The organism is Bacillus sp. SA1-12 (genome assembly GCF_000981385.1).
Taxonomy (GTDB): Bacteria; Bacillota; Bacilli; order Bacillales; family Bacillaceae; genus Metabacillus.
The window spans coordinates 31,749-54,721 of the sequence record NZ_LATZ01000008.1 but is presented as its reverse complement, the minus strand read 5'-3'; the positions used below and the strand labels follow the sequence as shown (position 1 = coordinate 54,721).

Here is a 22,973-nt window from a genome sequence, read left to right as displayed (position 1 = left end):
CTTTTATTTTTTCACATGATTAAACACAACAGTTGAATCCCAAACATTTAGTCCAAAGTATCCCTCTTTATAGGTTTGGTCGTTTTTGTCAATGACAAGCTTGCCATCTAAATAGGCCTTAATGCTTTCACCTACGGTTACTACTTTGAGATGATAGCTTTTATTTACTTCCAGTTTAAGCTTTCCATCATTGTTATAGGTGCCAAGGTCATGACCAACACCATTAACAAACTTGATTAATTTGACAACATTATGTTTTACATCAACATTGACAGCATACGCATTTTTCCCTTCTGAATCGGAACGAAAAACTAATGCACCTGCACCGACTAGGTTACCAACTCTATCCTTATTAGGATCATTTGGATGTGAGTCCGTATCAAGAATTTTTATGTCTGCTTCATACTTAAAATCGCTTCCTGCTTCCTTTGATAAAGTGAAGGCATCCCCGCTGCTTTGTCCCTGTTTTCCAGCAATCGTATCTGCCCAGCTGCCATTTACTGATTTCCAACTTTTTATGGTTGATTTAAAGCCGCTTTTTTTCCAGATGCTTTTTATAGGATAAATATTTAAGGATTTCAATGTAACATTGCCATCCTTACTATAAATCTTAACTCCTTTACTTGTTGGACTAGGGAAGATTTGGTCAGTAATAACTGTTTCTCCATTGTTGCCAAACACTTCTACAGCCGAACGATCGACAAAAATATGCATTTTCACTGTTCCATCTGACACAGATAGTGGACCATCATGCATGTCTACGATACTGCTGCCGTAATCAAATGAATCAGATTTCGTTCGGTCAACAAATAATTGCTTGTTCGCAACGTCATAGCCTATTTTTGTATGCTCATCAGCAGAGCCTTTACGCACTTCAAATCCAAATTCAGTTGACTTTGTATTAGATACATCAAATTCAGCAATCATTTCAAAAGCATCTCCCGAAAAATCATCTAAAAGATTGCTCCCATTTGAAATCACTTTATTTTTATAAGATACTTTCTTGCTATTGTCACGAATTGAATTGATCGAAACCGGCGTTTGTTTTAAACGCAGACCATCTTCCGTTTGAGTAAGCTCCATCTTACGAGGCAAGCTCATTGAACTTCTCCAAGATGATGTTGGTGTATTGTTGGCGTAGTGCCAGTTGCTCATCCAGCCAAGCCAATATTTCTCGCCATTCTCACCCTCAATTCCGCTCCATTCGACTGCAGCATAGTAGTCTGCTCCGTAATCAGTCCATAATACCTGATCAGACGGATTCTCATTTTTGAATGTTTTTCCGTCAAAACTGCCGACAAAATATTGCATACCAGACCCGCCAGCAGGGGCTCCATCATTTAAACTTACTTGCAGCACCCACTTTGTTTTTGTCGGATCGCCATCAATTGGCAATTCAACCAAAGCAGGACATTCCCAAATACCGCCGTTGCTGCCCTGTGTAGAAGGAATCCATTCACCTGAAACAGCCGTCCAGTCTGTAAGGGTTCCGCTCTGCTTAATTTCAGCTTCCACAGGTTCTTTTGCAACATTGTCAACTTCTGTAGGCATAGGGCCCTCATTATAAACATGAACATCATCTAAATTTATATGACCCCAGCCGCCTTCAGCTTGGTCAACCACTTTCATATAGAGCACTTCACCGATATAATCAGAAGCATCCCATACGTATTTGTTATACTTTTCATCATTAAATTTCGTATTTGCCTGACGAATTAATTCTTTATTATCAGAGGCTCTCACTAATGATACATAGCGATTGCTAATGTCATTGCCACCGCCTAATAAGAAATTAATTTCACCAGATCCACCCAGCTTAAAGTAAGAGGAATGCAGTTCACCTGTTGCATCGTCTCCACCCTGAAGATCTGAAAATCCCCATAAATGATAGTTTCCTTCATGGCCAAATGGACCGCCCCAATAGGATGCTGTATTTGTCACATGATCATTTGTAAATGCATTTCCTTCGATTGTGCTCCAACCAGTTAAATCACCTGTTTCGAAATCATGGTTTTTGATTTCCTTCTCATTTGTTATGATATTCTTATTTAGTTGAACATCTTGAAAATTCGTTGAGGAATTCCAAATGTTCAAGCCTACATAACCAGATGAAAACGTCGCATCATTGATGTCATGAACGAGATCACCATCTACATAGACTTTAATGTTTTCACCATACGTACTAACTTTCAAATGGTAGGCCTTATCTGTATCAAGACTCCTCGTTTTTTCAGCTAAGACTGTTATCTTTCCATTTTCCGTTTTCATTAGTTTGATCGTATCATTTAGTACATCGATATTTGCAACATAACCATTCTTTGCATCAGCATCTGCGCGGAAAACGAGTGCGCCTGCTCCATTTCCTCCTTTATCTCCAGAAATCATGAGATTTGCTTCATATAATAAGTCATCAGCCGTTTGACCGCTCATAATAAACGCATCGTCCGCAGAGCTCCCATTTTTCCCTGCTAACGTATCTTCCCAAGTGCCACCTATAACCTTCCATTTTGACAGGTTCGTAACAAAATTTGATTTATTATTAAATTCAACATTTCTAAAAGCTGCTGTAGAATTCCATGCAGATAAACCATAGTAACCGCTTTCAAAAGTTGGATCATTTACTTCAATAACAAACTGATCGTTAACAGCAACTTTGATTTGGTCCCCATTGGTATCTATCTTTACTTGATAAGTCGTTGAGGTTTTTAGCGTTAATTGTTTGCGAGCAATTTCTTTCGAAATACCATCTACATTTTTACTTAATGTGACAACATCATTTTTTGCATCCAGGTTGGCCACATATCCATTCTTCGCATCCTTGTCAGCGCGAAAAACAAGACCGCCAGCTCCTTCCCGCCCATTCTTTTCGTTAAGGGTGATATCGCCATTATAGCTAAAAGATCCGCCTGCTTGCGAAGACATCGCATAAGAGGTGCGATCAAGACTATTAGCTTGGATCCCGCCATCTGGACCAAATTCACTAGCAAACTCCCAGTCTTTTAAATTAGGTGACGTATAAAACATAACCTTATCCTTAGCTGTTAACGCCATTACCCACTTGCTTGTATCTTCATGCCAGAAAACCTTTGGATCACGCCAATCAGGGATAGGTGGATTAGGCATTACAGGGTTCCCTTCATACTTTTCCCACGTTCTTCCTTTGTCAAGGCTATAGGCAAGACTTTGAACCTGACCTTTTTCCCCTGAATGAGTAAAGATTGCAACCATTGCTTCTTTTCCAAATCCTGCTGTATTGTTCCAATCGATCACAGCACTTCCTGAGAAGATGTCACCGTTTTCATCAGGTGATAAGGCAATCGGCAAATGCTTCCAATGCACAAGATCTTTACTTACTGCATGACCCCAATGCATCGGTCCCCATGTCGTCCCATAAGGATGATACTGATAAAACAAATGATATTCACCGTCATAATAAACCATTCCATTAGGATCATTCATCCAGTTTGCTTCAGGGGAAAAATGAAATTGATTCCGAAAAGGTTCTTGATAATACCCAGAATCCTCTGCAGCAGAAACACTTGTAAACGGACAACCAAGAACAGTTAAACTGATTAGAAGCGCAGAAATCTTCCTTTTTATAGACATTTTCATATAAACTCCTTTATCATTTTAATAACAAGGTGAAGTTCATGCTGCACTGCTTCCTCTTAAACGATCTAATAAAACTGCTGCTACAATTACACCGCCTTTAACTACTAGCTGCCAATAATAATTTACATCCATAAGTGTTAATCCATTACTAATCACCCCCATGATTAATACCCCTATGATCGTTCCTTGTATTCTGCCCTTACCTCCAGTTAAGCTTGTTCCGCCTAAAATAACTGCAGCAATCGCATCTAATTCATACATTTGTCCTGCAGTTGGCTGTCCGGAATACAATCTTCCTGCTAAAACAACGCCGCCTAAACCAGCTAACAAGCCGCTAATGGAATATACATTTATTAATGTTTTTTCAACTCTTATTCCTGTTAAGCGGGCTGCTTCTTCGTTCCCGCCGATGGCATAAATATGGCGTCCAAACATTGTATACTTAAGGACAAAAAACATTACGCCATATACCAAAAGCATGATATAGATCGGGGTAGGCACTCCAAAAATAGCTCCGCCGCCAATGAATTTAAAGGTTTCATTTTGCAAAACAATTGGATAGCCGCCACTTATGACATAAGCAAGACCGCGAACATATGTAAAGCTTCCTAATGTCACGATAAATGATGGCAATTTCGTTTTTGCTGTAAAAAAGCCATTTATAAGTCCTACTGCATAACCTACTGCTGCACCTGATAACATCGCAAGTATTGGGTTAACTCCTGCAGCAGAAACCATAACTGAGATAACACCAGATAGAGCAACTGTAGAACCAACTGATAAATCGATTCCGCCTGTTAAAATAACGATTGTCATTCCTGCAGCTAATATGGCAATAATGGAAACCTGCTTTAAAACATTTAACATATTGGCAGTATCCAAAAAGTTTGGTGCTGTGAATGAAAGGACAACACATAATAGTAATAAAATCATAATCATCCCTAAACGATTCCATAGACCATGAAGGATATTTCCTACTTGCAGGCTTTGTGGTGGTGAAGCTGATTGAATATTTTCCTTCATTTTCCTCTACTCCCCTCTAGTAGCTAAATACATAATTTTTTCTTGTGTCGCTTCTTCTCTCGAAAGTTCCCCAGTTAATCTTCCTTCGCTCATGACAAGGATCCGATCACTAATTCCTAATATTTCCGGCAGTTCAGATGAAATCACCAATACGGCTAAGCCTTCATCAGCAAGCTTTGAGACAATTTTGTGTATTTCAGTTTTTGCCCCGATATCAACCCCTCGCGTTGGTTCATCTAGCAGTAAAACCTTCGGCGCAATGGATAGCCATTTAGCGATAACGACCTTTTGTTGATTACCGCCGCTAAGGTTCGAAATCTGCTGTTCAGGTGAGGCAATTTTTATATTAAGGTCTTTTATAAACTGATCAGCACTCGCATTAACCTGTTTCCAACGGACAATTCCTGACTTTGAATGCTTTTTTAATTCTGCCATTAATAGATTTTCTTTTACTGACATCGATAAAAATAAACCTTGTTCTTTCCTGCTTTCGGGCACATGGGCGATTCCATTTGCAATAGCATCGATAGGCGATTTTATGATGACGGGCTTGCCATCTACGTAGATTTCTCCGCTTTTAAGCTCCGATGCACCAAATAGCGCCCTAACCAGCTCTGTTCGACCTGCACCTACAAGCCCTGCTAAACCAACAATTTCACCAGGGTAAATGCTAAATGAAACACCTTTTACAATCGTATGATCTGAAATATTCTTCAGCTGTAGAACAGGGGCAACCGGATATGTGCTTGTTGACTCAGCTGCTTTCGTTCGATTGAATAAATCTTTTAAATCACGACCTACCATTAGCTTTACGAGATGGTTAGGATTTGTCTCTTCAATCGGCCCGCTTGCAATCCACTCACCATCGCGTAATACAGTGAATCGATTTGAAATCTTAAAGATTTCGTCCATCCTATGTGAAATATAAACGATCGCAACTCCCTGCCTTTTCAAATCCTCAATAATTTGAAACAGCTTCGTAATCTCTTTATCTGTTAGCGAGGCTGTAGGTTCATCCATGATCAGAACCTCTGCCTTAAAGGATAAAGCTCGTGCGATCTCGACCATTTGTTGTTGTGCGACACTCAAGGTTGAAACGAGTTGACGGGGATTTAGATTAGATCCCATAGAATCGAGTACTTTCTGTGCACGTTCATGGACATCGTCCCATTTGACCATTCCTAGTCGATTTCTTGGAAAAGGTGAACCCATTAAAATATTTTCACTGATTGTAAGATTAGGAGAGAGGTTTAACTCCTGGTGGATAACACTTATTCCTCTGTTCCTTGCATCAACCGGATCCTTCCATGCTATAGGTTGACCTTTAAAATAGATGGTCCCGCCATCATGATCAGGAGAATAGATTCCTGCAAGGATTTTCATAAAGGTTGATTTCCCGGCTCCGTTTTCTCCCATTAATGCGTGTACTTCACCCGGATAGAGCTCTATTCTCACATTTTTTAACACCTTTACACCTGAGAATGTTTTACTTATCCCTTCCATATTCAGTACCGGCATTTTCATCATGTATTGATTTTTTGATAACAACTCTTTAACAGCCATAAGTCAATCCCACCTTTTGCTTATTTGAAAGGGGCTGAGTAAGGGGACGGACCCTGATCAGCCTCTTTCATTAGGAGGCTTACCAACCCTTGTAAGAATCTAATGTATCTTGAGTAACTAGCTCAACTGGTACTTTAATAAGATCTTCAACATCTTCACCATTTTTCACTTTCATTCCAATTTCAACTGCCTTTTTCACCATTTCGCTTGGTGATTGAGCTGAAGTCGCCATAATTGAGCTTCCTTCTTTAGACATTGCTTCTGTCGCTTCAGGAGCACCATCAACACCTACAATGAAAAACTCATCTTTTCTTCCCGCTTGCTCTGAAGCAATTTCTACTCCGATTGCTTCAGGGTCATTAATCGCAAATACAGCGTCAATTGATCCAGCTGGATTCGCTTGCAAAATACTTTCCATAACAGATAATGCTTTTTCACGGTTTCCTTCACCATTTTGCTTAGCAACTACTTTAATTCCAGACTCTTTAATCACATCCTCAAAGCCTTGAATACGATCTGTTACGGCTGAAACTGGCGGTCCATCGATAATAACAATGTTTCCTTTTCCGTTTAATTGTTCAACAACATATTCACCAGCAAGCTTGCCTGCTTGGTAGTTATCTGATGTGACCGTTGCATCAACACCACCCTCGGCATTCGTATCAACTGCAATGACTGGAATTCCAGCATCCTTTGCTTGTTGAACAGCTGCAGCAATCCCCTTCGAATCAACAGCATTTAATAAAATGACATCTACCTTTTTCGTAATAAAGGTTTCAATATGAGAGGTTTGTTTTGCAAGATCATATTCAGCGCTTTCGACAAGAACCTCTGCACCTAATTCCTTCCCTGCTTCTTCAGCACCCTTTCCCATAGCAACGAAAAATGGATTTGCTAAAGTACCTACAGTTAATCCAATTGTTAACTTATCGTCACTGGTTTCCTGTCCAGTGCTATCACTTGAAGTTTCACTTGCACTGGTACATGCAGTCATTAAAGCCATTACAAGGATTGAAACTAGCACAAATAAAGTTTTTACATTCTTTTTCATTGTGAGCCCCCCAGGAATTCATTTAATTAATAAAAAACGATTTTCATAGCATGAAAAATATTGAGGTTGCAATTGTAAGCGTCTACAAATATGTGCTGCATCACCTCCCTTAAGACGTTCTATTATGAGTCATTTTCCTTAAAGATGTGAATAAATCATTTTGATTAATCTTGTTGATAGGAACTTCTATTTGTTAACATCGACATCGTTCCTCTGAATAAGGATGTTGGAATGTCCTGCTCATATTTCCAATTTTTCATCCACCCGAGCCATAAACGGCGTCCTCAGGAAGATTACTCCATGAAACAGCTGCATAAAAAGCGGCACATAGGACTTTACTTCAGTCACAAATAAACTGATGAAAGTTGAGGCTAATAATGATAGATTCAACTCCTCAATCCGTTACTTTCATATTTAGCAGCTGATTAAACCACATTTGACATAAGTAATAAATCGTATAGGCTGTGAAACTTCCAATGAATAAAATGGTAACTGGATAAAAATAGAGCAAAGCAATCCCTGCTCCCACAATGATCAATAATAGAACAGTTAAGACCGGGTTCATAAGTGAAAAAAGAAAGGCATTTCGAATCACGTGCTTCCAACTTAATTCAAAATGGACCATAATCGGAAATAGATAAATAGAGGTAGAACTAAAAAGCAAAATGCCAATCGCTAAGATGATAGAAAGAATGAGCTGTACAACAGAAGTTCCTGGATAAATAAGACGATAATCTATAAATAAAAAGACGGCCAACAAAATCCAAAATATGGATATCGTTAAACTTTGTTTAAAATTCTCCTTAAACATTTTCAAAAAGCTCTTTAAAATACCATCCGTTTCCTTTTGTAAGATTCGGTTACGGACAACGCCAGACATGGCTGCTGTTGCAGGAAAAAAGGTAACCAGGGGGAGCGACGCAATAACCCATAGTAAATTTAAAAGAAATAAATCTACGATCGTATCTAATGCTGAATATAATCTATTATTTAAACTATTCATCCTGTCACTCTCCCTTTTACCATTTCACTGCTTTATCTCCACGCGGATTTTAACGTATAAAGCTCTAACGAATCCAACTTAACCTTTCCATTTTTTGCATAAAGCTCCATTTGCTTACTTTCTTGATTTGGGAAGATTAAGTCTGTAAGAACCGACACTCCATCGTTTCCGAATAATTCTACAGACGACTGATCCACTAAAACATGTAAGGTGATCTTATTATTCTCTGGCAGTAGTTTGCACTCATGTTTTCCGGCGAAGTCCTCATGGAAAACAGCCTCTCCCGAATGGGTTCGATCTACAAATAAGGTTTGGTTTTCTAGGTTATATCCAATAATCGTTTCTTCATTGGTACCCTTGCAAACCTTGAATCCAAATTCCTTGGCCTCTCCAATTTCAAACCCGGCAATGATTTCGAATGTGTTACTTTTTACATTTGCCAAAAGATTTTGATCCGGTACTACTATTTCGTTTTCTATTACTATCTTTTCATGACGAAGACTCTGTAATTCACGAATCGGCTTTTGTACGAGCCGGACCCCTTCTTCTGTTTTCTTCAACTCTAATACTCTGGGAATGGTCATCGCACTTCGCCATTCTTTTGTAGGGGTAACATTGGCATAACGCCAGTTACTCATCCAGCCAACATAAATTCTTCTACCGTCTTCAGCAGATATATCTGACCAGCTGACACCCGCATAATTATCACGTCCATAGTCAATCCATAGAGCTGTTTCTGGGGTGTAATCATTAATAAATGATTTACCATCAAACTCTCCAATAAAATATTGAGTTCTAGAGCCTTCTGGATATTCTGGATCATTGCCTATACTGACAAATAGTACCCACTTTTTCTGATCAACATCTCCATTGATTGGTAATTGAAAAAGATCGGGACACTCCCAAACTCCTAAATGTGAGCCATGCCCTTCTCCAAACTCACTCGTAAACTCCCATGAAATTAAATTCTTTGAAGAATACATTCTAACTGTTTGACCTGCGGCTACCACCATAATCCATTGATTGGTTTCATGGTGCCAGAACACTTTTGGATCACGAAAATCAGTAATACTTTCTTCCTGGAGAACGGGGTTCCCCTCATATTTTCCCCATGTACGTCCGTTATCTTTACTAAAGGCAACACTCTGCCTTTGTCTTGGACGATCAGAATCAGGGTATGTATCCGCATGGGTAAAAATCGCTACTAACCCTGATTTTCCTTCAAAGAAACCACTAGTGTCGTTCCAATCTACGACGGCACTTCCCGAGAAAATTGCCCCATGCTCATCCGGAGCCAAAGCAATCGGGAGGTGTTCCCAGTGAACAAGATCTTTACTTACCGCATGTCCCCAATGCATCGGACCCCATGTGTTTCCATTGGGATGATATTGATAAAATAAATGATATTCCCCGTTAAAAAACACCATCCCATTCGGGTCATTCATCCAGTTTCTCTCTGGGGTGAAGTGATACTGCGGACGGTATTTTTCTGTATAATATTTTTGTTTTTCCAAGACGTTTTTCATTTACGTTCTTCCTTTCTCAGAAATTCTTTTTTTAAAAACTTTTCAATTTGATCCTTTGTTGGAATACTGGGAATGCCACCTTTTCCTTCTGTCGTTAATGCACCTGCTGCATTAGCGAAAGTGACCATTTCTTCAAAGTCTGCTCCCGTTAAATCATCTAAAGGTTTATTCCTTTCAAGGATTTGATACAATACTCCGCCAACAAAAGCATCCCCTGCTCCTGTTGTATCAACAACGTTTACTTCGTATCCTTCTTTTCGGCCATATACATGTCTACTTCGATAAAAACAGCCTTCTGGACCTAGAGTTATAAATATAACAGCTGTTCCATATTGTTCCTGTAAAACTTCCGTTCCTTTTTCCACATCACGATAACCAGTTAAAAATTCCAGCTCTTCCTCTGAAATTTTCACAATGTCTGCATATTCAAATCCCTTTAAAATCTGACGCTTCGCTTCATCAAGTGACCTCCATAAAGGAATTCGCAAATTAGGATCATAGGAAACAGTAACCTTGTGCTTTTTTGCATATTCCAATGCAGTAAAAGTAGCTTTAGCTGCAGGTTCATTCGTTAATGATAAGGAACCGAAATGAAAGATACGGGATTGTTTAATTGTATCAACATCAATCTCATCTTTCTCCAGCATGATATCGGCTCCTGGATTACGGTAAAAACTAAAGGAACGATCCCCTTTTTCATCTAGGTGAACAAAAGCCAGTGTAGTATTGACAGTTTCCGAGACTAAAAGATTGCTTGTATCAATCTTTTGGTCTTTCACAACACACTTGAGCAGATGACCAAATTGATCATTGCCCACTTTTCCAATAAACGCCGTTTTCTTATTTAATCTGGAAAGTGCCACAAGGACATTGGCCGGCGCCCCGCCAGGGTTGGTTTCAAATAATACATGCCCCTTTTCTGAATAACCGTAGGGGGTAAAATCAATTAATACTTCGCCTAAAGCCGTGACATCAAACATGTACATCATCCCATTTTTATTTTTTCAAAGAAAAGCCAGACAGATAGGGAGGTCTGGCTTTATATCAGGATTATTGTTTGTTATAGCGGTCTAATCCTTTTTGGTAAACTTTCATTAATTTATCGAGTCCCATATCATTTAATTGCTTTACATACGCATCCCATTCTTTCTCAATTCCGCCCTCGATCAGCCATTGCGCTTCTTTCTGTTTAACAAATGCCTTAATTTCAGGTTCAATCGTATTAATCACTTCCAGTTCTTCAGGGCTAAAGAAGATGGATGGGTAATTTTCCTGTACCATATGAGGTCTGTAATACTGATCAAGAATTTGTAATCTTTCCTTTGCTCTTGGCTCCATATCTACCACTTTTCCAAAGTGGTCTTTTAGAACGGCAAACGGACCGCCTGGAGCAACCTTTTGACGCAATTCACCCATAGCCACGCCAGCAGGGAGTTCTTTATTGACTAACATGCCATTTGCATCTTCCTCGTAAATGTCACCGATTGGTCCCCAGTTAATTTGAGCAGACATTTTTGGCTCATACAATTGGTCAACCCAACGCATCGTAATCTCAGGATTTTTATTCGCCGAGGTAATAACAAAAGCATCTCTACCATACTCGGAATAATTGGAACGTCCAATGACGATTTTTCCATCTTTCCCTTTCAATGGAGGCATTACGACGTAGTCTTTCACCCGATCAGTACCCACTACTTCCGTATTTTCCCACCAAATGAATGAGCCTAGTGTTGGATCCTGTGTTTTCCCTTTTGCAAATAGCTGCTCAGTCTTTTGCGTTACAACCTCAGGGTCAATTAATCCTTCTTTTACCCAGCCGTTATAATACATAATCGCTTCTTTAAACTCTGGTTGAACCGCTGCATAGATTACTTTTCCATCTCTCACAACACGGTGATCTGCTTCAAAAGGTGCATCCGGCAGGCCAAATAATCCAATTAAATCCCCTTCATTACCGCACCAGCCGTTATACCAGAAAGTAAGACCAATTTCGTCTTGCTTTCCATTTCCATTCGGATCTTTTTCCTTAAATGCTTTTAACACATCATGGTATTCTTCTAATGTCGTTGGCATTTCAAGGCCAAGTTTATCTAACCATGTTTTATTAATGAACATTATGTTAGGCATTCCGATAAGATCCATTTCTTCCGCACGTGGCAAGGAATAAATATGTCCATCAGGTGCGGTTACAATTTTTTTCAAATCGGGTCTTTGTTCGAACAGATTCTTTAAATTAGGAGCATATTTGTCAATTAAATCCTCTAAAGGTATAATTGTTCCGTTTTGGCCATTTTGGACAAGGTCGTGATCACTAAATCCAGAAGCATAAAACGCATCTGGCAGGTCCCCGCTTGCCAGCATTAAATTTTTCTTTTCTTGATATCCATCGCCAGGGATATTATTCCACTTGATTTTTACGTTCGTTGCTTCTTGAAGTCTTTCAAAAATGACCATTTCTGAATAGTCAGGTGCTAAAGGTGCCTTTGGTGAAACAATGTTTAACGTAACTTCTTTGTCAACAATCGGTAAGCCTGTTTCGTTAAAAGCAGCCTTTTCTGCTTTATCTGTGTTAGCGGATTTGTTGTTAGAGCATCCTGTCAATGCTAATGAGGCACTTAACCCCAATACCAATGCCATGGAAACCTTCTTTTTGTTACCCTTCATTCTTTTCTTCATCGATTTAAGCATTGATTTTCCCCCTCGTTTAATAAAAGTTTTCTATTAACCTTTAATTCCGCCGATCATAACACCTTTCACAAAATACTTTTGGACAAATGGATATACGATTAAAAGCGGAATAGAAGCTACAATAATCACACCGTATTTAATTAACTCTGAGACTCTTTGTTTTGCAGCCAATGATTCCAGATCACTAATCATCATCGTGGATGCTTCATTTTGAATTAAAATGTTTCGTAATATTAATTGAAGTGGATATAAATTTTCATTATTTAAGTAGATTAATGCATCAAAGTAAGAATTCCAGTGTCCAACTGCATAGAATAACACCATTACTGCGACAATTGGTTTGGATAGCGGCAGGACAATCTTCCAGAAAAACTTGACATCGGAACAGCCGTCCATTTTGGCAGCTTCAAGCAGCTCGTTAGGAATGGAAGTCTCAAAAAAGGTTTTCGCTACAATCACATTCCATACTGCAATAGCCTTCGGTAAGATTAACGCCCACATTGTATTAAGTAAGCCTAAATTTTTTACTACTAGATAAGTAGGGATTAACCCGCCTGAGAAAAACATCGTCATTAGAAACAAGAACATAATCACATTTCTTCCATATAAATCTTTTCTGGATAAGGCATAGGCTGCCATTAAGGTAAAGGAAACATTTACGATTGTTCCACCAACTGTATAGACGATAGAATTCTTATAACCCAGCCATATCTTGCTATCTCGAAAGATCCGATCATATCCCTCGAAGGTAATTTCTTTCGGCAGCAGCCATACCTTGCCTTCGTAAATCATATTGGGATCACTAAAGGAAGCAATAACAATAAAGTACAAAGGATAAACTACCAATATTAAGATGATTGCAACTAGGAAGAAATTAATAATATCAAACACTTTATCTTCCTTTGACCTTCTTGTAATTTTCTTATTTTTCAAAGCTAGTAAACTCATTTTTACTGCACCTCCCTTACCATAAGCCTGTACCAGATAATTTCTTAGCGAACTTATTGACTGCCACTAACAAAATTAAGTTAATCACTGAATTGAACAAACCAACTGCAGCAGCAAAACTATATTGCGCCTGCTGTAAACCCATCTTATAAACATAGGTTGGGATAATTTCTGCTGCCGGCTGGTTCATCGGTGTTTGCAAAAGGTAGGCCTTTTCAAATCCAATATTCATAATGTTACCCACTGATAAAATTAATAGAATAACTGCCGTTGGCATAATGGCTGGAATATCAACATGAAAAATCCGCTGCCACTTATTTGCTCCATCCATCACTGCAGCTTCATGCAGCTCTGGACTGACTCCTGCTAACGCTGCCAGATAAATAATGGCAGCCCATCCGGTCTCTTGCCAAACACCAGAAGCAATATATAATGGTTTAAACCATTCCGGTTTTGCCATAAATGATATCGGATCTCCGCCGAAGATCAGGATTAAGTTATTAATAAGGCCATTGTTTGAAAAGAAAACATAGATCATACCAGCCAATACAACCACTGAGATAAAATGTGGTGCATAAACCACGGTCTGAACAAAACGTTTGTATTTTTCACTCCTAATTTGGTTTAACATAAGAGCAAGAAAAATCGGAAGCGGGAAACCAATGATTAATTGAGTAACGCTAAGACCAAGCGTGTTTTTGATAAGGATCCAAAATTGATAGGAATCAAAAAATCGATCAAAGTGTTTAAATCCAACCCACGGACTTCCAAAAATCCCTTTTGTTGCTACAAAATCTTTAAAAGCAATTAATACTCCATACATCGGGACATAATGGAATACAATAAAATAAATTAATGCAGGTAAAAGAAATAAGTAAAGCTGATAATTACTCAAGATTTTTCTTAACTTTGCTCTTTTTTTACTTTGGATAGGTAAATCGATCACATGATTTGTCTTCCTTGTCACTTCCATATCTTTACCTCACTTTCATTTAACTTTAGGTTAATTTATAACTAAGATTTGATAGATCCCTTGTTTGCGTTTCAATTGAAACGTTTCCAATTAAAGAAAAAAATTTTAAAAATTCAATTGAAACGTTTCCAATTAAAGCTAAAAAATTTTCCAGTTTCAATTGAAACGTTTCCAATTAAAGGAGAAAGATTTGAACAGTTATGTCGTTTCTCCTTCTCTGTACATGACCGGGATTCGATAAATCTCATGTTCTAACCTCTCTCCTTCAACCTTTCTTAATAGAAGTTTAACAGACATTCTGGCCATCTCTTCGACCGGCTGTCGAATCGTTGATAGAATCGGGTGAAACAGCTTATTATCTTGAATTCCATCATAACCAATTACTTTTACATCCTCGGGAGTTCGTATTCCATATTGTTTAGCTTTATCAATATATTTGGCGGCTAGTAAATCAGTATTAGCAAATACGCCGGAAACATTAAGATGTTCTTTTATTTTAAAGAAATCTCCGAAAAATTTATCATCATTATAAACAGCATCATTCTCCTCATAAATGATATATTCAATCCCTTGAGCATTTGCTTCCTTAATAAATCCTTTTTTCCTGAGTTCGACCTCACTGTAGACAGAACTAGTGATTCCCAGATACGCCGCTTTTTTTGCTCCTGCCTTTACAAGTTCTTTTAAGGCAATGCGGCCGCCAATATAGTTATCTGAAGTTACACATGTGATTTTTTTCCCAAAGTGACGGTCAATGCTGATAATCGGAATATCGGTGTTCACGCTATCCTCGATGTCATTATAAGTAATTCCAATAATCCCTGCTACCTTATTCTGGTTGAGCATATCGAAATAATGAAGCTCTTTATCAGGTCTTCCTCCACTATTGCAAAGCATTAATTTATAACCTTCCCGATCAAGCTCATCTTCGATATAATAGGCCAGTTCCGAGAAAAAAGGATGCCAAATACTAGGGAGTAATAACGCAACCATTGTTGATTTTTGCATTTTAAAGTTTCTTGCAACTTCATTAGGTGTGTAATTTAATTGTTTGATCGCAGCATTCACTTTCTCCCGTGTTTCGTTCCTTACATTCGGATGATTGTTAATGACTCGTGAAACAGTGCCAACTCCAACTCCTGCCAGGTCTGCAACATCTTTTAAACTTGGCACTACAACTACCTCCAATATTAAAGCGATTTCATAAATTTATGATATCACTAGTTTGGAAACGTTTCAACGGTTTTTTAAATTAATATTTAAAAAATGGTAGAGGATATACCTCCTCAACCATTTTCCCTATCGGATATGTTATTTTGAACCTTTTGCCGACCCTCTGCCGCATCACTAAGAGTAGAATTGTAAATATGACACCTACATTTTTTTCCTCAACTCTATCTCCATCTACAAGAACTTATTCACCTACACTCAATCGAAGTAATTGTTCCTCAACAGGAATTCCGTTCCGGAGACACCTACGACTCCAATCGAGAGACTAGAGAGTTTCTCCGTGGTCGCTTTACCGAAAGTCTGTTCAGTCCTCATCTTATATTCCGGAATTTCCTCGTTCTCTGATATGTTAGCATCCCAAACCTATATATCAGGACCGGCAACGCTGACGGACATAACTTCAGTGAAGTTTCCATCCCCATTAACCCCTCTTGCTATTATGCGACCATCAAGGAGCATAATAGCACTGATTCCCGGAAAATCAGTATCTAACCAACAGAAAATCCCTTGAATAGATCTTCATCCGATTCATCATCAAAAGATGAAAAACTGAAAATCCAGTTGGATGACTATGAATCTTTAAAATCACCATTTTTTTACATTTCACTTCACCAATCAAAGCCTGTAAAATTTCCGTTGATCAAGTTATCCGTCTGCCTCACGTACAGAACAAGCATATTATTTAGACAATTAAATATTCTGACAATTAAAGGAGGAAAACAACAATAATGAAAAAATTATTCACTAAGCGTTTTGTATGTTAAGCAAAGTTAAGGACTTAAAAAAAGCTGATTCCTCACCTTATTTTAAGGAATCAGCTTTTTATATTTATTAAACAGATTCGTATACCTCATTTTTTTCTTCTTTAGTCCTTTGCTGTCTTTTATAAACAAATTTAGATAAGCTGATACTACTTTCATATAAGAGTAATAAAGGTATAACCACAAGGATATCTGATAGAAAATCTGGAGGCGTAATCAAAATTGAAACGAAGAATAACAGAAAGTATGCATATTTCCTAATTTTTTGCAAACGGTATGGATTTATAATTCCTAAACTTGTTAAAAACATAATGACAACGGGAAGTTCAAACAGAACTCCAAAAGGCAAAGTCATGTGAAGCAAAAATTGAAAATATTTCTCCGTTGTAAAGAAAGTAGTAAACATATCATTGGATAGTGACATTAAAAAATTTAGTACAAGAGGAAATAGAATAAAGTAACCAAAACTAATTCCTAATATGAATAGAATAAATAGTCCAGGAATATAAGCGATGGTAACTCTGCGTTCTTTTGGTGTTAAAGCTGGACGTACATACAACCAAGCTTGGTGCGCAGCAACTGGTATAGTAGCTGTAATAGCAACAACGCTTGCAATCATTAAATAAACGAGTAAGATATCACTCGGTCCTAACAGAGCCAGCTTAAATGGCAAGTCTTTAACTAACACATGATAAATATCTTGGACATATATAAATGCTAGGACTAAAGACAGAAGAAAGACAACTAAAGTGATAATAATGCGTTTACGTAATTCCTCAAAGTGCTGAACTAAGCGCATGTTTTGATCTTCCAACCTAATCACTCCATGAAAAAGAAGATGTAAGACAGAACCTACATCTCCTATTATTTTTTGGTTAGTTATTCTTTCTTATTAGATGTTTCTGAATTTGAGTCATCTGTTACAAGATCTCTGGTAGACTTTTTAAATTCCCTTAATGTTGAGCCAAATGCTCTTCCGATTTCCGGTAACTTTGAAGGTCCGAAAATAATAAGGGCGATGATTAAAATTAGTATTAATCCTGGTCCGCCAATATTTTGAAGCATAATTTCCCCTCCTAATTTTTTTGAATTTTTTTTAGACGCTTATCATCATTTTTAGAATAGCTTCAGCAAAAAAAGGCGTTTAAATCAATATTCTTACCGAGTTTTTTAAATCCTTGATTAATTTTAATTACAGTTGAGAATCTCGGGCGAATCGTTGCCGTACCCCAAATAGAGTAATAGCAGAACAATAAATTACCAAACGATTGTTGTATTCGAATTAGCTTTATCTACCTCTAACGATGACGCAGAATGAACAATACGTGTATCTAAACATGAACCATTGACTACAACTTTTCGATTCGAAGAAATACCATAAATCTTGGTATTAGTCACCCAGTTTCCATTACCACCCATAATTAGGATACGAGTGTTATTTTCTGGTTGAGCAGAATTGATAGTTGAAGCTGTGATATGATTATCATTTCCATTAACATGAATCAGTCCATAAAGACCATCACGCCCAATAGGGTCACTTTTCCAGTTACCTGCACCATCTCTAAGCGCTTGCACTTTTCCAGAAAATAAATTTCCATTTCCTTTAATAATAACAGCACCAGTGTAGTAGCTTTGGATATTATTTCCTGTAAACGTACAGTCATTGGCTCCTATAGCTTCTAAACATACATGTCCATCAGGATAGATGTTGTTACCTACAATATTTGCCCAGTTAGGATTTTCTAAAAACACACTTTTTCCTAACGGTTGTGTTCCAAAGTAGTTATTAGCTACTAATAATTGCTGAGAAGCACCGACCGAAAGAAGTCCATTACGAACTTCTGAAATCCAACAGCCTCTTACTGTGCATGCGTCAGCTCCATTTAATCGTAAACCAGTATCTACGTTGATTGTTGAAACACCAATAATACGAACTGCATCATTATCTTGTTCAATATTAACAGCAATTTGACCTTTATCTGTTCCACGACCTTGAATCAAAAAGCTTTCCAGTTGAATCGAAGATACTCGTGGTGCTCCAACGCGTCTTTCAGAAACGATAGCTGTTTGACAGTTATTACCTAATACAAGTTTACTTCCTCCACCTGGATGAGTTAGACCTGTTTGTTCTTCGGGGTCGATATTCGAACGTGTACCTGCATTAACGCCTCTGATTGTCACATAAGAGCGATTAATTTTAATTGGAGAATGAATCCACATTTCTCCTGCTGGTAATTCAATGACTCCTCCAGATGGAGGCATATTATTAATAAGATTATTAATAATTGGTGCGTTGTCAAAATTGGGGTTATTTAACTGTGCTCCATAATCTACTGGGTAATAGATCGTTTCGTTGGCAGCGCTTACCTTTGTTGCCTTAAAAGGAAAACCGCTTAAAAATGTTAAGAAAAAAACAGATAGTCCTACTACAATGTTCCGTCGTTCTTTTGAATATGACTTTTCAATAGATATATTTGTTTCCATATTATCTCCCCCCTAAGGAATTTACGTATTTTCAAAACTTTTATAAGAAATAGGCTATAAAATACTTGATAGAGGGCTTTTATAAGCAAAAAAATTGCCACCCCCTGCCACATGCATCCCTTGAAGGAAAAGTACCCGTAGTAAACCCCAAATTACAAGGGCTTCCTACCATGCCAGCACGTTGGACAAAGCTTATAGAGTTATCCCAACAATGGATGATCGAGCAACGGGTAGACTAACTACTTGTTTAGCAAACCTCTTGAACTAAATCAGCAATCGGCGTTAGCGAACTCTAGACAAACAGAACTCCAAAGGCTTATTTGGCATGTCTTCTTTTTGTTCCCTTCGCCTTTGATATCCTTCTCTTAAACCATTGCGGAGTGATTGAGTGGGATCACCACCTAAATAGTGGATAAGTTCTTGATACTTATTTAGTTTTCATAGAACTTTTGACACTACTGGAATTTAATTAATAAGAACGATTTTCATAGCAAGACAAATATTGAAGGATGTAATTGTTAACGCTTACAAAAATGTTACTGATCACCCCCTTAGGACGTTCTATTATGAGTCATTTTCCTTAAAGATGTGAGTGAATCATTCTGATTAATCTTGTTGATAGGAGTTTCTATTAGTTAGTGGTTTCAATGAAGTGGTAAGTAGAAATGGTGATTTTTTGTGGTTGAATACTCTGTTAAATCTGATTAAATTTGAATTTTCTTGATTGACTTTGATTATATTATGCTTCTCGAAGACTGTCAATATATTGGAGGAATTGAGTAAATTATATTAAAAATGTTAAAGGTTAACTATTCTCCCTATTTATAACTAATTACTTTTTTAAATCCCTTAGCGTTTTTAAACTTATTAAACTTTCATTCTATCGTTTTCAAAAAATATTTTATAAAAAACTTATTTTTGTGAATCTCAATGTAAAGGTAAAAATTTTTAAAAGATTGTTGGATAATAATTGCAATGAAAAGAGTCTTAATTTTTAAAATTAGATTTCATTTCATTAGCGAAATTGAAAAAACACCTCTGTTATTACAGAGATGAGACATTTAATGCACTAATAGAAAAAAGAAATATTTGAATAATCTAAAAACCGTTATATTCTTTATTAACTTCAAAGCCTTTTTTTCTTGTATTCCACGCATAGAAAAACCATCAATAGTAGATTGGTAGCTTGCTGTTATTGCACAATCAGCTCTAGCCCGAAAATAGTCAGAATGAACTTGGTAAATCATTTCTGGATTTTCAAGTAATACTTGCGCAGACCAAAAGGGGATCATCCAAATCACACCCGTGCCGCTCAAGCTCTGTAGCTAAAGCACCGTCTAGAATCATTACTGAATGATCTCGTAAAATAGCGTTAATAGTAGTGACTTTGTTCGGCAAAATCTACTCCTCTTTTCTTTTTTGAAAGGCACACTACTTCCCTTGCATCGCAATAATGATCCGTTCAGTAATGGCGACATCAGCCTCTTCAGTCAGCAGTGCATTCGCTAAAATTGACTCGGCTTTTTCTCTGTCTTTAATCTCGTAGTCATTCATGATTCCTTCAATATAATACTTTAAAATATTTTGCAGATTTTCCAATAGACAAACCTCCGCATGGTCATTTTCACTTATATAGTGTGTCCATGTAAGTCATAGGTATCCAATCGCCTTTATCAACTCTACAATATACCTCAGTCGTTTAAAAATCTAAGTTTTATTCCACAATCGCGCCCTTGTGTGGAAGACTCGATTTCAAGATAATCTTAAATGACAATGGTCTTCCACTATTGCCTGCTTTAGTGAAATATGGTTTAAACTTCTTCCTGATAAACTAACTGCCCTTTAATTGAGAACTAAAAAATGGACTGCTAAACAGGCCACCTTTTTTCAATTTTCGAGACCTATAATGGAGTAACAGAGGAGCTTCTATAAGATGGTTTAGGCATCAAATGTTTCTTGTTTCCAACCATTCATTTTCTAAAATACTCATTTCCCACTGGTTCCAATATTCTTCACCATTTTTTCCTGTATCCCTTAACAATCCTTCTTTTATAAAGCCGGCTTTTTCATAACAAGCGATTGCAGATACATTGAAATCAAATACACCAAGACCAACTCTATGTAATTTATGTTTTTCAAAAGCAATTTTGAGAATCTCTTTTATCATTAGTTGACCTATTCCTTTTCCCCTTACATTTTTATCACCTACTAATACTTTTCCTACTCTGGCAGATTTGTTTTTTCTATCAATTTTCCCCAAAGAAATATGACCAATAACATCTCCAGTTTCGCTATCCATTACTTTATAAACCAAAGTATCGGAGTAATCATTATTAGCATTCTCAATGTATTTTTCTAACTGATCAGCAGTTAGAGGATATTCGAATGCAGGACCTCCCCATTGAAGTAAGAACTGAGGTGAATCAATCCAATTAATCAATTGTTTGAAATCTGAACGTTCAAAATATTTCAGTTCAATCATTGCAAATTTCTCCTCTACCTTGTTTTTTTCTCCATTTTATTATGTAACTTATTTCTTCTACAACTAAATGGTCCTATTATACAAAATGAGCGCTATTCCTTGTTCCAGACCTGCAGAATTAAGTAAGAAAGAGATGGAACAATTTCTTGAATACGATACCAGTCCACATAAAACCTTAGAATTATGGCTAAATTATGTTAGAAAACGTTCTTTTGTATTCTTACTTAGGTATATTAATTATCCTATATTAAGATTAAAAGTATAACTTGATATCGTTCCTTTAGGAGTATGATTACTTTGAAAGTACTATGGATCTTTCTTTTATTAATGTCACTTATTCATCTTATTGACTTTATTTTTCAGCTATTAATTGGCATGAACGCGAATACTGCCATTGAAACTATTGTTAATCACTACGGGATGATGAGTATAGCAGAATATATTATTCTAATTTGCTTACTCTTAATTTTCTTATTGAGTGTCATTTATTCTTTTTATAAAAAAACATCTTAAAATCTGCTCGAACTATAGCGCTTTCGAATTAATGCTACTACCAATAAAAGAAATGGGATAATGACTGATATTGGAATATGAACATTAGATGGAAGAAATTCTCCCCCAATCTTGACATGTTCAGCAAAGTTTCCTGCTACTGTTAGTGAAGCTAATAGTATAATTATTCCAATAGGGAAAATAAGAATTTTATGATTCTTTACTTTGAAAAGGTCTGCTGTGCCGATGACAGCTGCGTAGAAAAAGATACCCACCTTAAAGAAATCTCCAATAATAAGCGTCAAAAGAACAATTGGATCTAAACGTTCAATAAATTCTATAAGGCTTACTCTTCTAATGGTCTCATATAGGGCAAAATTAGAACGGGTGTAAACATCAACACCAAGAACTGAAATATTTAACATATTTGTAAAACTTAAGGTAATTGTACTAAAAAGAATTGCCGACAATCCAACTTTCATTACTGAGTGTGGATTATTTAAGTAAGGCAAAATAAAGGTAAAAGCCAGCATTTCCCCCCATGGGACCACAAACAAAGGTGGGAACGAATCGGAGAGTACTCCTCTCAATCCATGTTCCATAATAGGAAATAACTGATTGATAGCTACCTTGTTTGACAATAAAACTGAAATAACCCCCATAATACCTAGCGCAAAAATTATAACAATAGAAAGTTCAGCAACTCTCCCTAGGACTTCAATTCCAAGACGCAAGACATAAATCATTGTAAGAATCATCATGACATGTATGATAAATATAGGCGTCTCAATAAACATGGATGAAGTAAGCAAATCTCCATAATCACGAATATCTCTCGCAGCCCCGTGAATAAGATATATAATGAAGACTACACCCAATAACCCACCAATCCATTTTCCTAATATTTTTTGAGTATAAAGGATAAGGGAGAGAGTGGGATAGAGCCGATACAAGGAACTATAGATTATAAAAATCAAAGTTCCTCCAAAGAACCCACCTAATAGAATCGCAAGCCAGGCATCTTGTTTTGCTTCCGAACCATAACTGACTACAATAGATGTACCAAGGTCAAATAAAACGATAAGACAAAACATTTGCAAAGCGTTAATCTTTACATTTCCCATAAAACCACCTCCC

Annotated in this window: 18 protein-coding genes and 1 pseudogene; 1 reads left to right on the top strand and 18 read right to left on the bottom strand. The window is 37.2% G+C overall.

What is annotated here, in order from left to right; translation table 11 throughout:
- Positions 1-3: 3 nt before the first annotated feature.
- From WQ54_RS07420 to WQ54_RS07345, 17 genes and pseudogenes are all read right to left on the bottom strand, one after another.
- On the bottom strand, positions 4-3,606 hold the full coding sequence (locus tag WQ54_RS07420) for a glycoside hydrolase family 32 protein (protein WP_084821875.1): 3,603 nt from the start codon (positions 3,604-3,606) through the stop codon (positions 4-6).
- A 42-nt stretch (positions 3,607-3,648) separates the two neighbouring features.
- Entirely contained in the window at positions 3,649-4,635 is a 987-nt protein-coding gene (locus WQ54_RS07415; RefSeq protein WP_046514251.1) for an ABC transporter permease, read from the bottom strand.
- A 6-nt stretch (positions 4,636-4,641) separates the two neighbouring features.
- Positions 4,642-6,198: a sugar ABC transporter ATP-binding protein gene (locus WQ54_RS07410; protein WP_046514248.1), complete on the bottom strand. Its 1,557-nt coding sequence runs from the start codon at positions 6,196-6,198 to the stop codon at positions 4,642-4,644.
- 79 nt (positions 6,199-6,277) lie between these two features.
- On the bottom strand, positions 6,278-7,249 hold the full coding sequence (locus tag WQ54_RS07405) for an ABC transporter substrate-binding protein (protein ID WP_052737700.1): 972 nt from the start codon (positions 7,247-7,249) through the stop codon (positions 6,278-6,280).
- A 394-nt stretch (positions 7,250-7,643) separates the two neighbouring features.
- Positions 7,644-8,252, bottom strand: coding sequence for a YesL family protein (locus tag WQ54_RS07400; RefSeq protein WP_046514246.1), 609 nt, complete (start codon positions 8,250-8,252; stop codon positions 7,644-7,646).
- A 32-nt stretch (positions 8,253-8,284) separates the two neighbouring features.
- Positions 8,285-9,778, bottom strand: coding sequence for a glycoside hydrolase family 32 protein (locus WQ54_RS07395; protein WP_046514243.1), 1,494 nt, complete (start codon positions 9,776-9,778; stop codon positions 8,285-8,287).
- A complete protein-coding gene (locus WQ54_RS07390; protein WP_046514241.1) occupies positions 9,775-10,758 on the bottom strand; it encodes a PfkB family carbohydrate kinase in 984 nt (327 codons plus the stop codon). The genes WQ54_RS07395 and WQ54_RS07390 overlap by 4 nt, the downstream gene beginning before the upstream one ends.
- 70 nt (positions 10,759-10,828) lie before the next feature.
- Positions 10,829-12,466, bottom strand: a complete 1,638-nt coding sequence (locus WQ54_RS07385; protein WP_231597467.1) for an ABC transporter substrate-binding protein — start codon at positions 12,464-12,466, stop codon at positions 10,829-10,831.
- A 33-nt stretch (positions 12,467-12,499) separates the two neighbouring features.
- Positions 12,500-13,414 (bottom strand): carbohydrate ABC transporter permease, encoded by a 915-nt coding sequence (locus tag WQ54_RS07380; RefSeq protein ID WP_046514238.1) that lies wholly within the window; start codon positions 13,412-13,414, stop codon positions 12,500-12,502.
- Between the two features lie 16 nt (positions 13,415-13,430).
- A complete protein-coding gene (locus WQ54_RS07375; protein ID WP_052737699.1) occupies positions 13,431-14,387 on the bottom strand; it encodes a sugar ABC transporter permease in 957 nt (318 codons plus the stop codon).
- Between the two features lie 198 nt (positions 14,388-14,585).
- A complete protein-coding gene (locus tag WQ54_RS07370) occupies positions 14,586-15,560 on the bottom strand; it encodes a LacI family DNA-binding transcriptional regulator (protein ID WP_046514235.1) in 975 nt (324 codons plus the stop codon).
- Between the two features lie 888 nt (positions 15,561-16,448).
- Positions 16,449-17,192: a twin-arginine translocase subunit TatC gene (tatC, locus tag WQ54_RS07365; protein WP_084821874.1), complete on the bottom strand. Its 744-nt coding sequence runs from the start codon at positions 17,190-17,192 to the stop codon at positions 16,449-16,451.
- 65 nt (positions 17,193-17,257) lie between these two features.
- On the bottom strand, positions 17,258-17,443 hold the full coding sequence (gene tatA / locus WQ54_RS07360) for a twin-arginine translocase TatA/TatE family subunit (protein ID WP_046514233.1): 186 nt from the start codon (positions 17,441-17,443) through the stop codon (positions 17,258-17,260).
- Between the two features lie 192 nt (positions 17,444-17,635).
- Positions 17,636-18,862 carry a NosD domain-containing protein gene (locus WQ54_RS07355; protein WP_046514230.1) on the bottom strand — a complete coding sequence of 409 codons (1,227 nt, stop codon included), beginning with the start codon at positions 18,860-18,862 and terminating at the stop codon, positions 17,636-17,638.
- A 1,115-nt stretch (positions 18,863-19,977) separates the two neighbouring features.
- Positions 19,978-20,209 (bottom strand): annotated as a pseudogene (locus WQ54_RS32480) (homocysteine S-methyltransferase family protein); the annotation flags it as partial.
- Between the two features lie 84 nt (positions 20,210-20,293).
- Positions 20,294-20,461, bottom strand: coding sequence for a hypothetical protein (locus WQ54_RS33435; RefSeq protein ID WP_156177793.1), 168 nt, complete (start codon positions 20,459-20,461; stop codon positions 20,294-20,296).
- A gap of 346 nt (positions 20,462-20,807) precedes the next feature.
- Positions 20,808-21,344: a GNAT family N-acetyltransferase gene (locus WQ54_RS07345; RefSeq protein ID WP_046514226.1), complete on the bottom strand. Its 537-nt coding sequence runs from the start codon at positions 21,342-21,344 to the stop codon at positions 20,808-20,810.
- Between the two features lie 297 nt (positions 21,345-21,641).
- Here WQ54_RS07345 and WQ54_RS07340 point away from each other — a divergent pair, with 297 nt between their 5' ends.
- Positions 21,642-21,857 carry a hypothetical protein gene (locus tag WQ54_RS07340; protein WP_046514221.1) on the top strand — a complete coding sequence of 72 codons (216 nt, stop codon included), beginning with the start codon at positions 21,642-21,644 and terminating at the stop codon, positions 21,855-21,857.
- Here the strand turns inward: WQ54_RS07340 and WQ54_RS07335 are convergent.
- The gene (locus tag WQ54_RS07335) at positions 21,854-22,960 is read right to left on the bottom strand and encodes a GerAB/ArcD/ProY family transporter (protein WP_046514218.1); all 1,107 of its coding nucleotides are present in this window, start codon (positions 22,958-22,960) and stop codon (positions 21,854-21,856) included. The two genes, WQ54_RS07340 and WQ54_RS07335, sit on opposite strands and share 4 nt — an antisense overlap.
- Positions 22,961-22,973: the final 13 nt, after the last annotated feature.

What these genes read in the sequence shown, in the direction of transcription:
- WQ54_RS07380 (WP_046514238.1), bottom strand. Translation starts at nt 13,414, where the DNA reads ATGAGTTTACTAGCTTTGAAAAATAAGAAAATTACAAGAAGGTCAAAG.
- WQ54_RS07345 (WP_046514226.1), bottom strand. Translation starts at nt 21,344, where the DNA reads ATGATTGAACTGAAATATTTTGAACGTTCAGATTTCAAACAATTGATT.
- WQ54_RS07400 (WP_046514246.1), bottom strand. Translation starts at nt 8,252, where the DNA reads ATGAATAGTTTAAATAATAGATTATATTCAGCATTAGATACGATCGTA.
- WQ54_RS07395 (WP_046514243.1), bottom strand. Translation starts at nt 9,778, where the DNA reads ATGAAAAACGTCTTGGAAAAACAAAAATATTATACAGAAAAATACCGT.
- WQ54_RS07355 (WP_046514230.1), bottom strand. Translation starts at nt 18,862, where the DNA reads ATGGAAACAAATATATCTATTGAAAAGTCATATTCAAAAGAACGACGG.
- WQ54_RS07390 (WP_046514241.1), bottom strand. Translation starts at nt 10,758, where the DNA reads ATGTTTGATGTCACGGCTTTAGGCGAAGTATTAATTGATTTTACCCCC.
- tatA (WP_046514233.1), bottom strand. Translation starts at nt 17,443, where the DNA reads ATGCTTCAAAATATTGGCGGACCAGGATTAATACTAATTTTAATCATC.
- WQ54_RS07420 (WP_084821875.1), bottom strand. Translation starts at nt 3,606, where the DNA reads ATGTCTATAAAAAGGAAGATTTCTGCGCTTCTAATCAGTTTAACTGTT.
- WQ54_RS07375 (WP_052737699.1), bottom strand. Translation starts at nt 14,387, where the DNA reads ATGGAAGTGACAAGGAAGACAAATCATGTGATCGATTTACCTATCCAA.
- WQ54_RS07415 (WP_046514251.1), bottom strand. Translation starts at nt 4,635, where the DNA reads ATGAAGGAAAATATTCAATCAGCTTCACCACCACAAAGCCTGCAAGTA.
- WQ54_RS07385 (WP_231597467.1), bottom strand. Translation starts at nt 12,466, where the DNA reads ATGCTTAAATCGATGAAGAAAAGAATGAAGGGTAACAAAAAGAAGGTT.
- WQ54_RS07335 (WP_046514218.1), bottom strand. Translation starts at nt 22,960, where the DNA reads ATGGGAAATGTAAAGATTAACGCTTTGCAAATGTTTTGTCTTATCGTT.
- WQ54_RS07410 (WP_046514248.1), bottom strand. Translation starts at nt 6,198, where the DNA reads ATGGCTGTTAAAGAGTTGTTATCAAAAAATCAATACATGATGAAAATG.
- WQ54_RS07405 (WP_052737700.1), bottom strand. Translation starts at nt 7,249, where the DNA reads ATGAAAAAGAATGTAAAAACTTTATTTGTGCTAGTTTCAATCCTTGTA.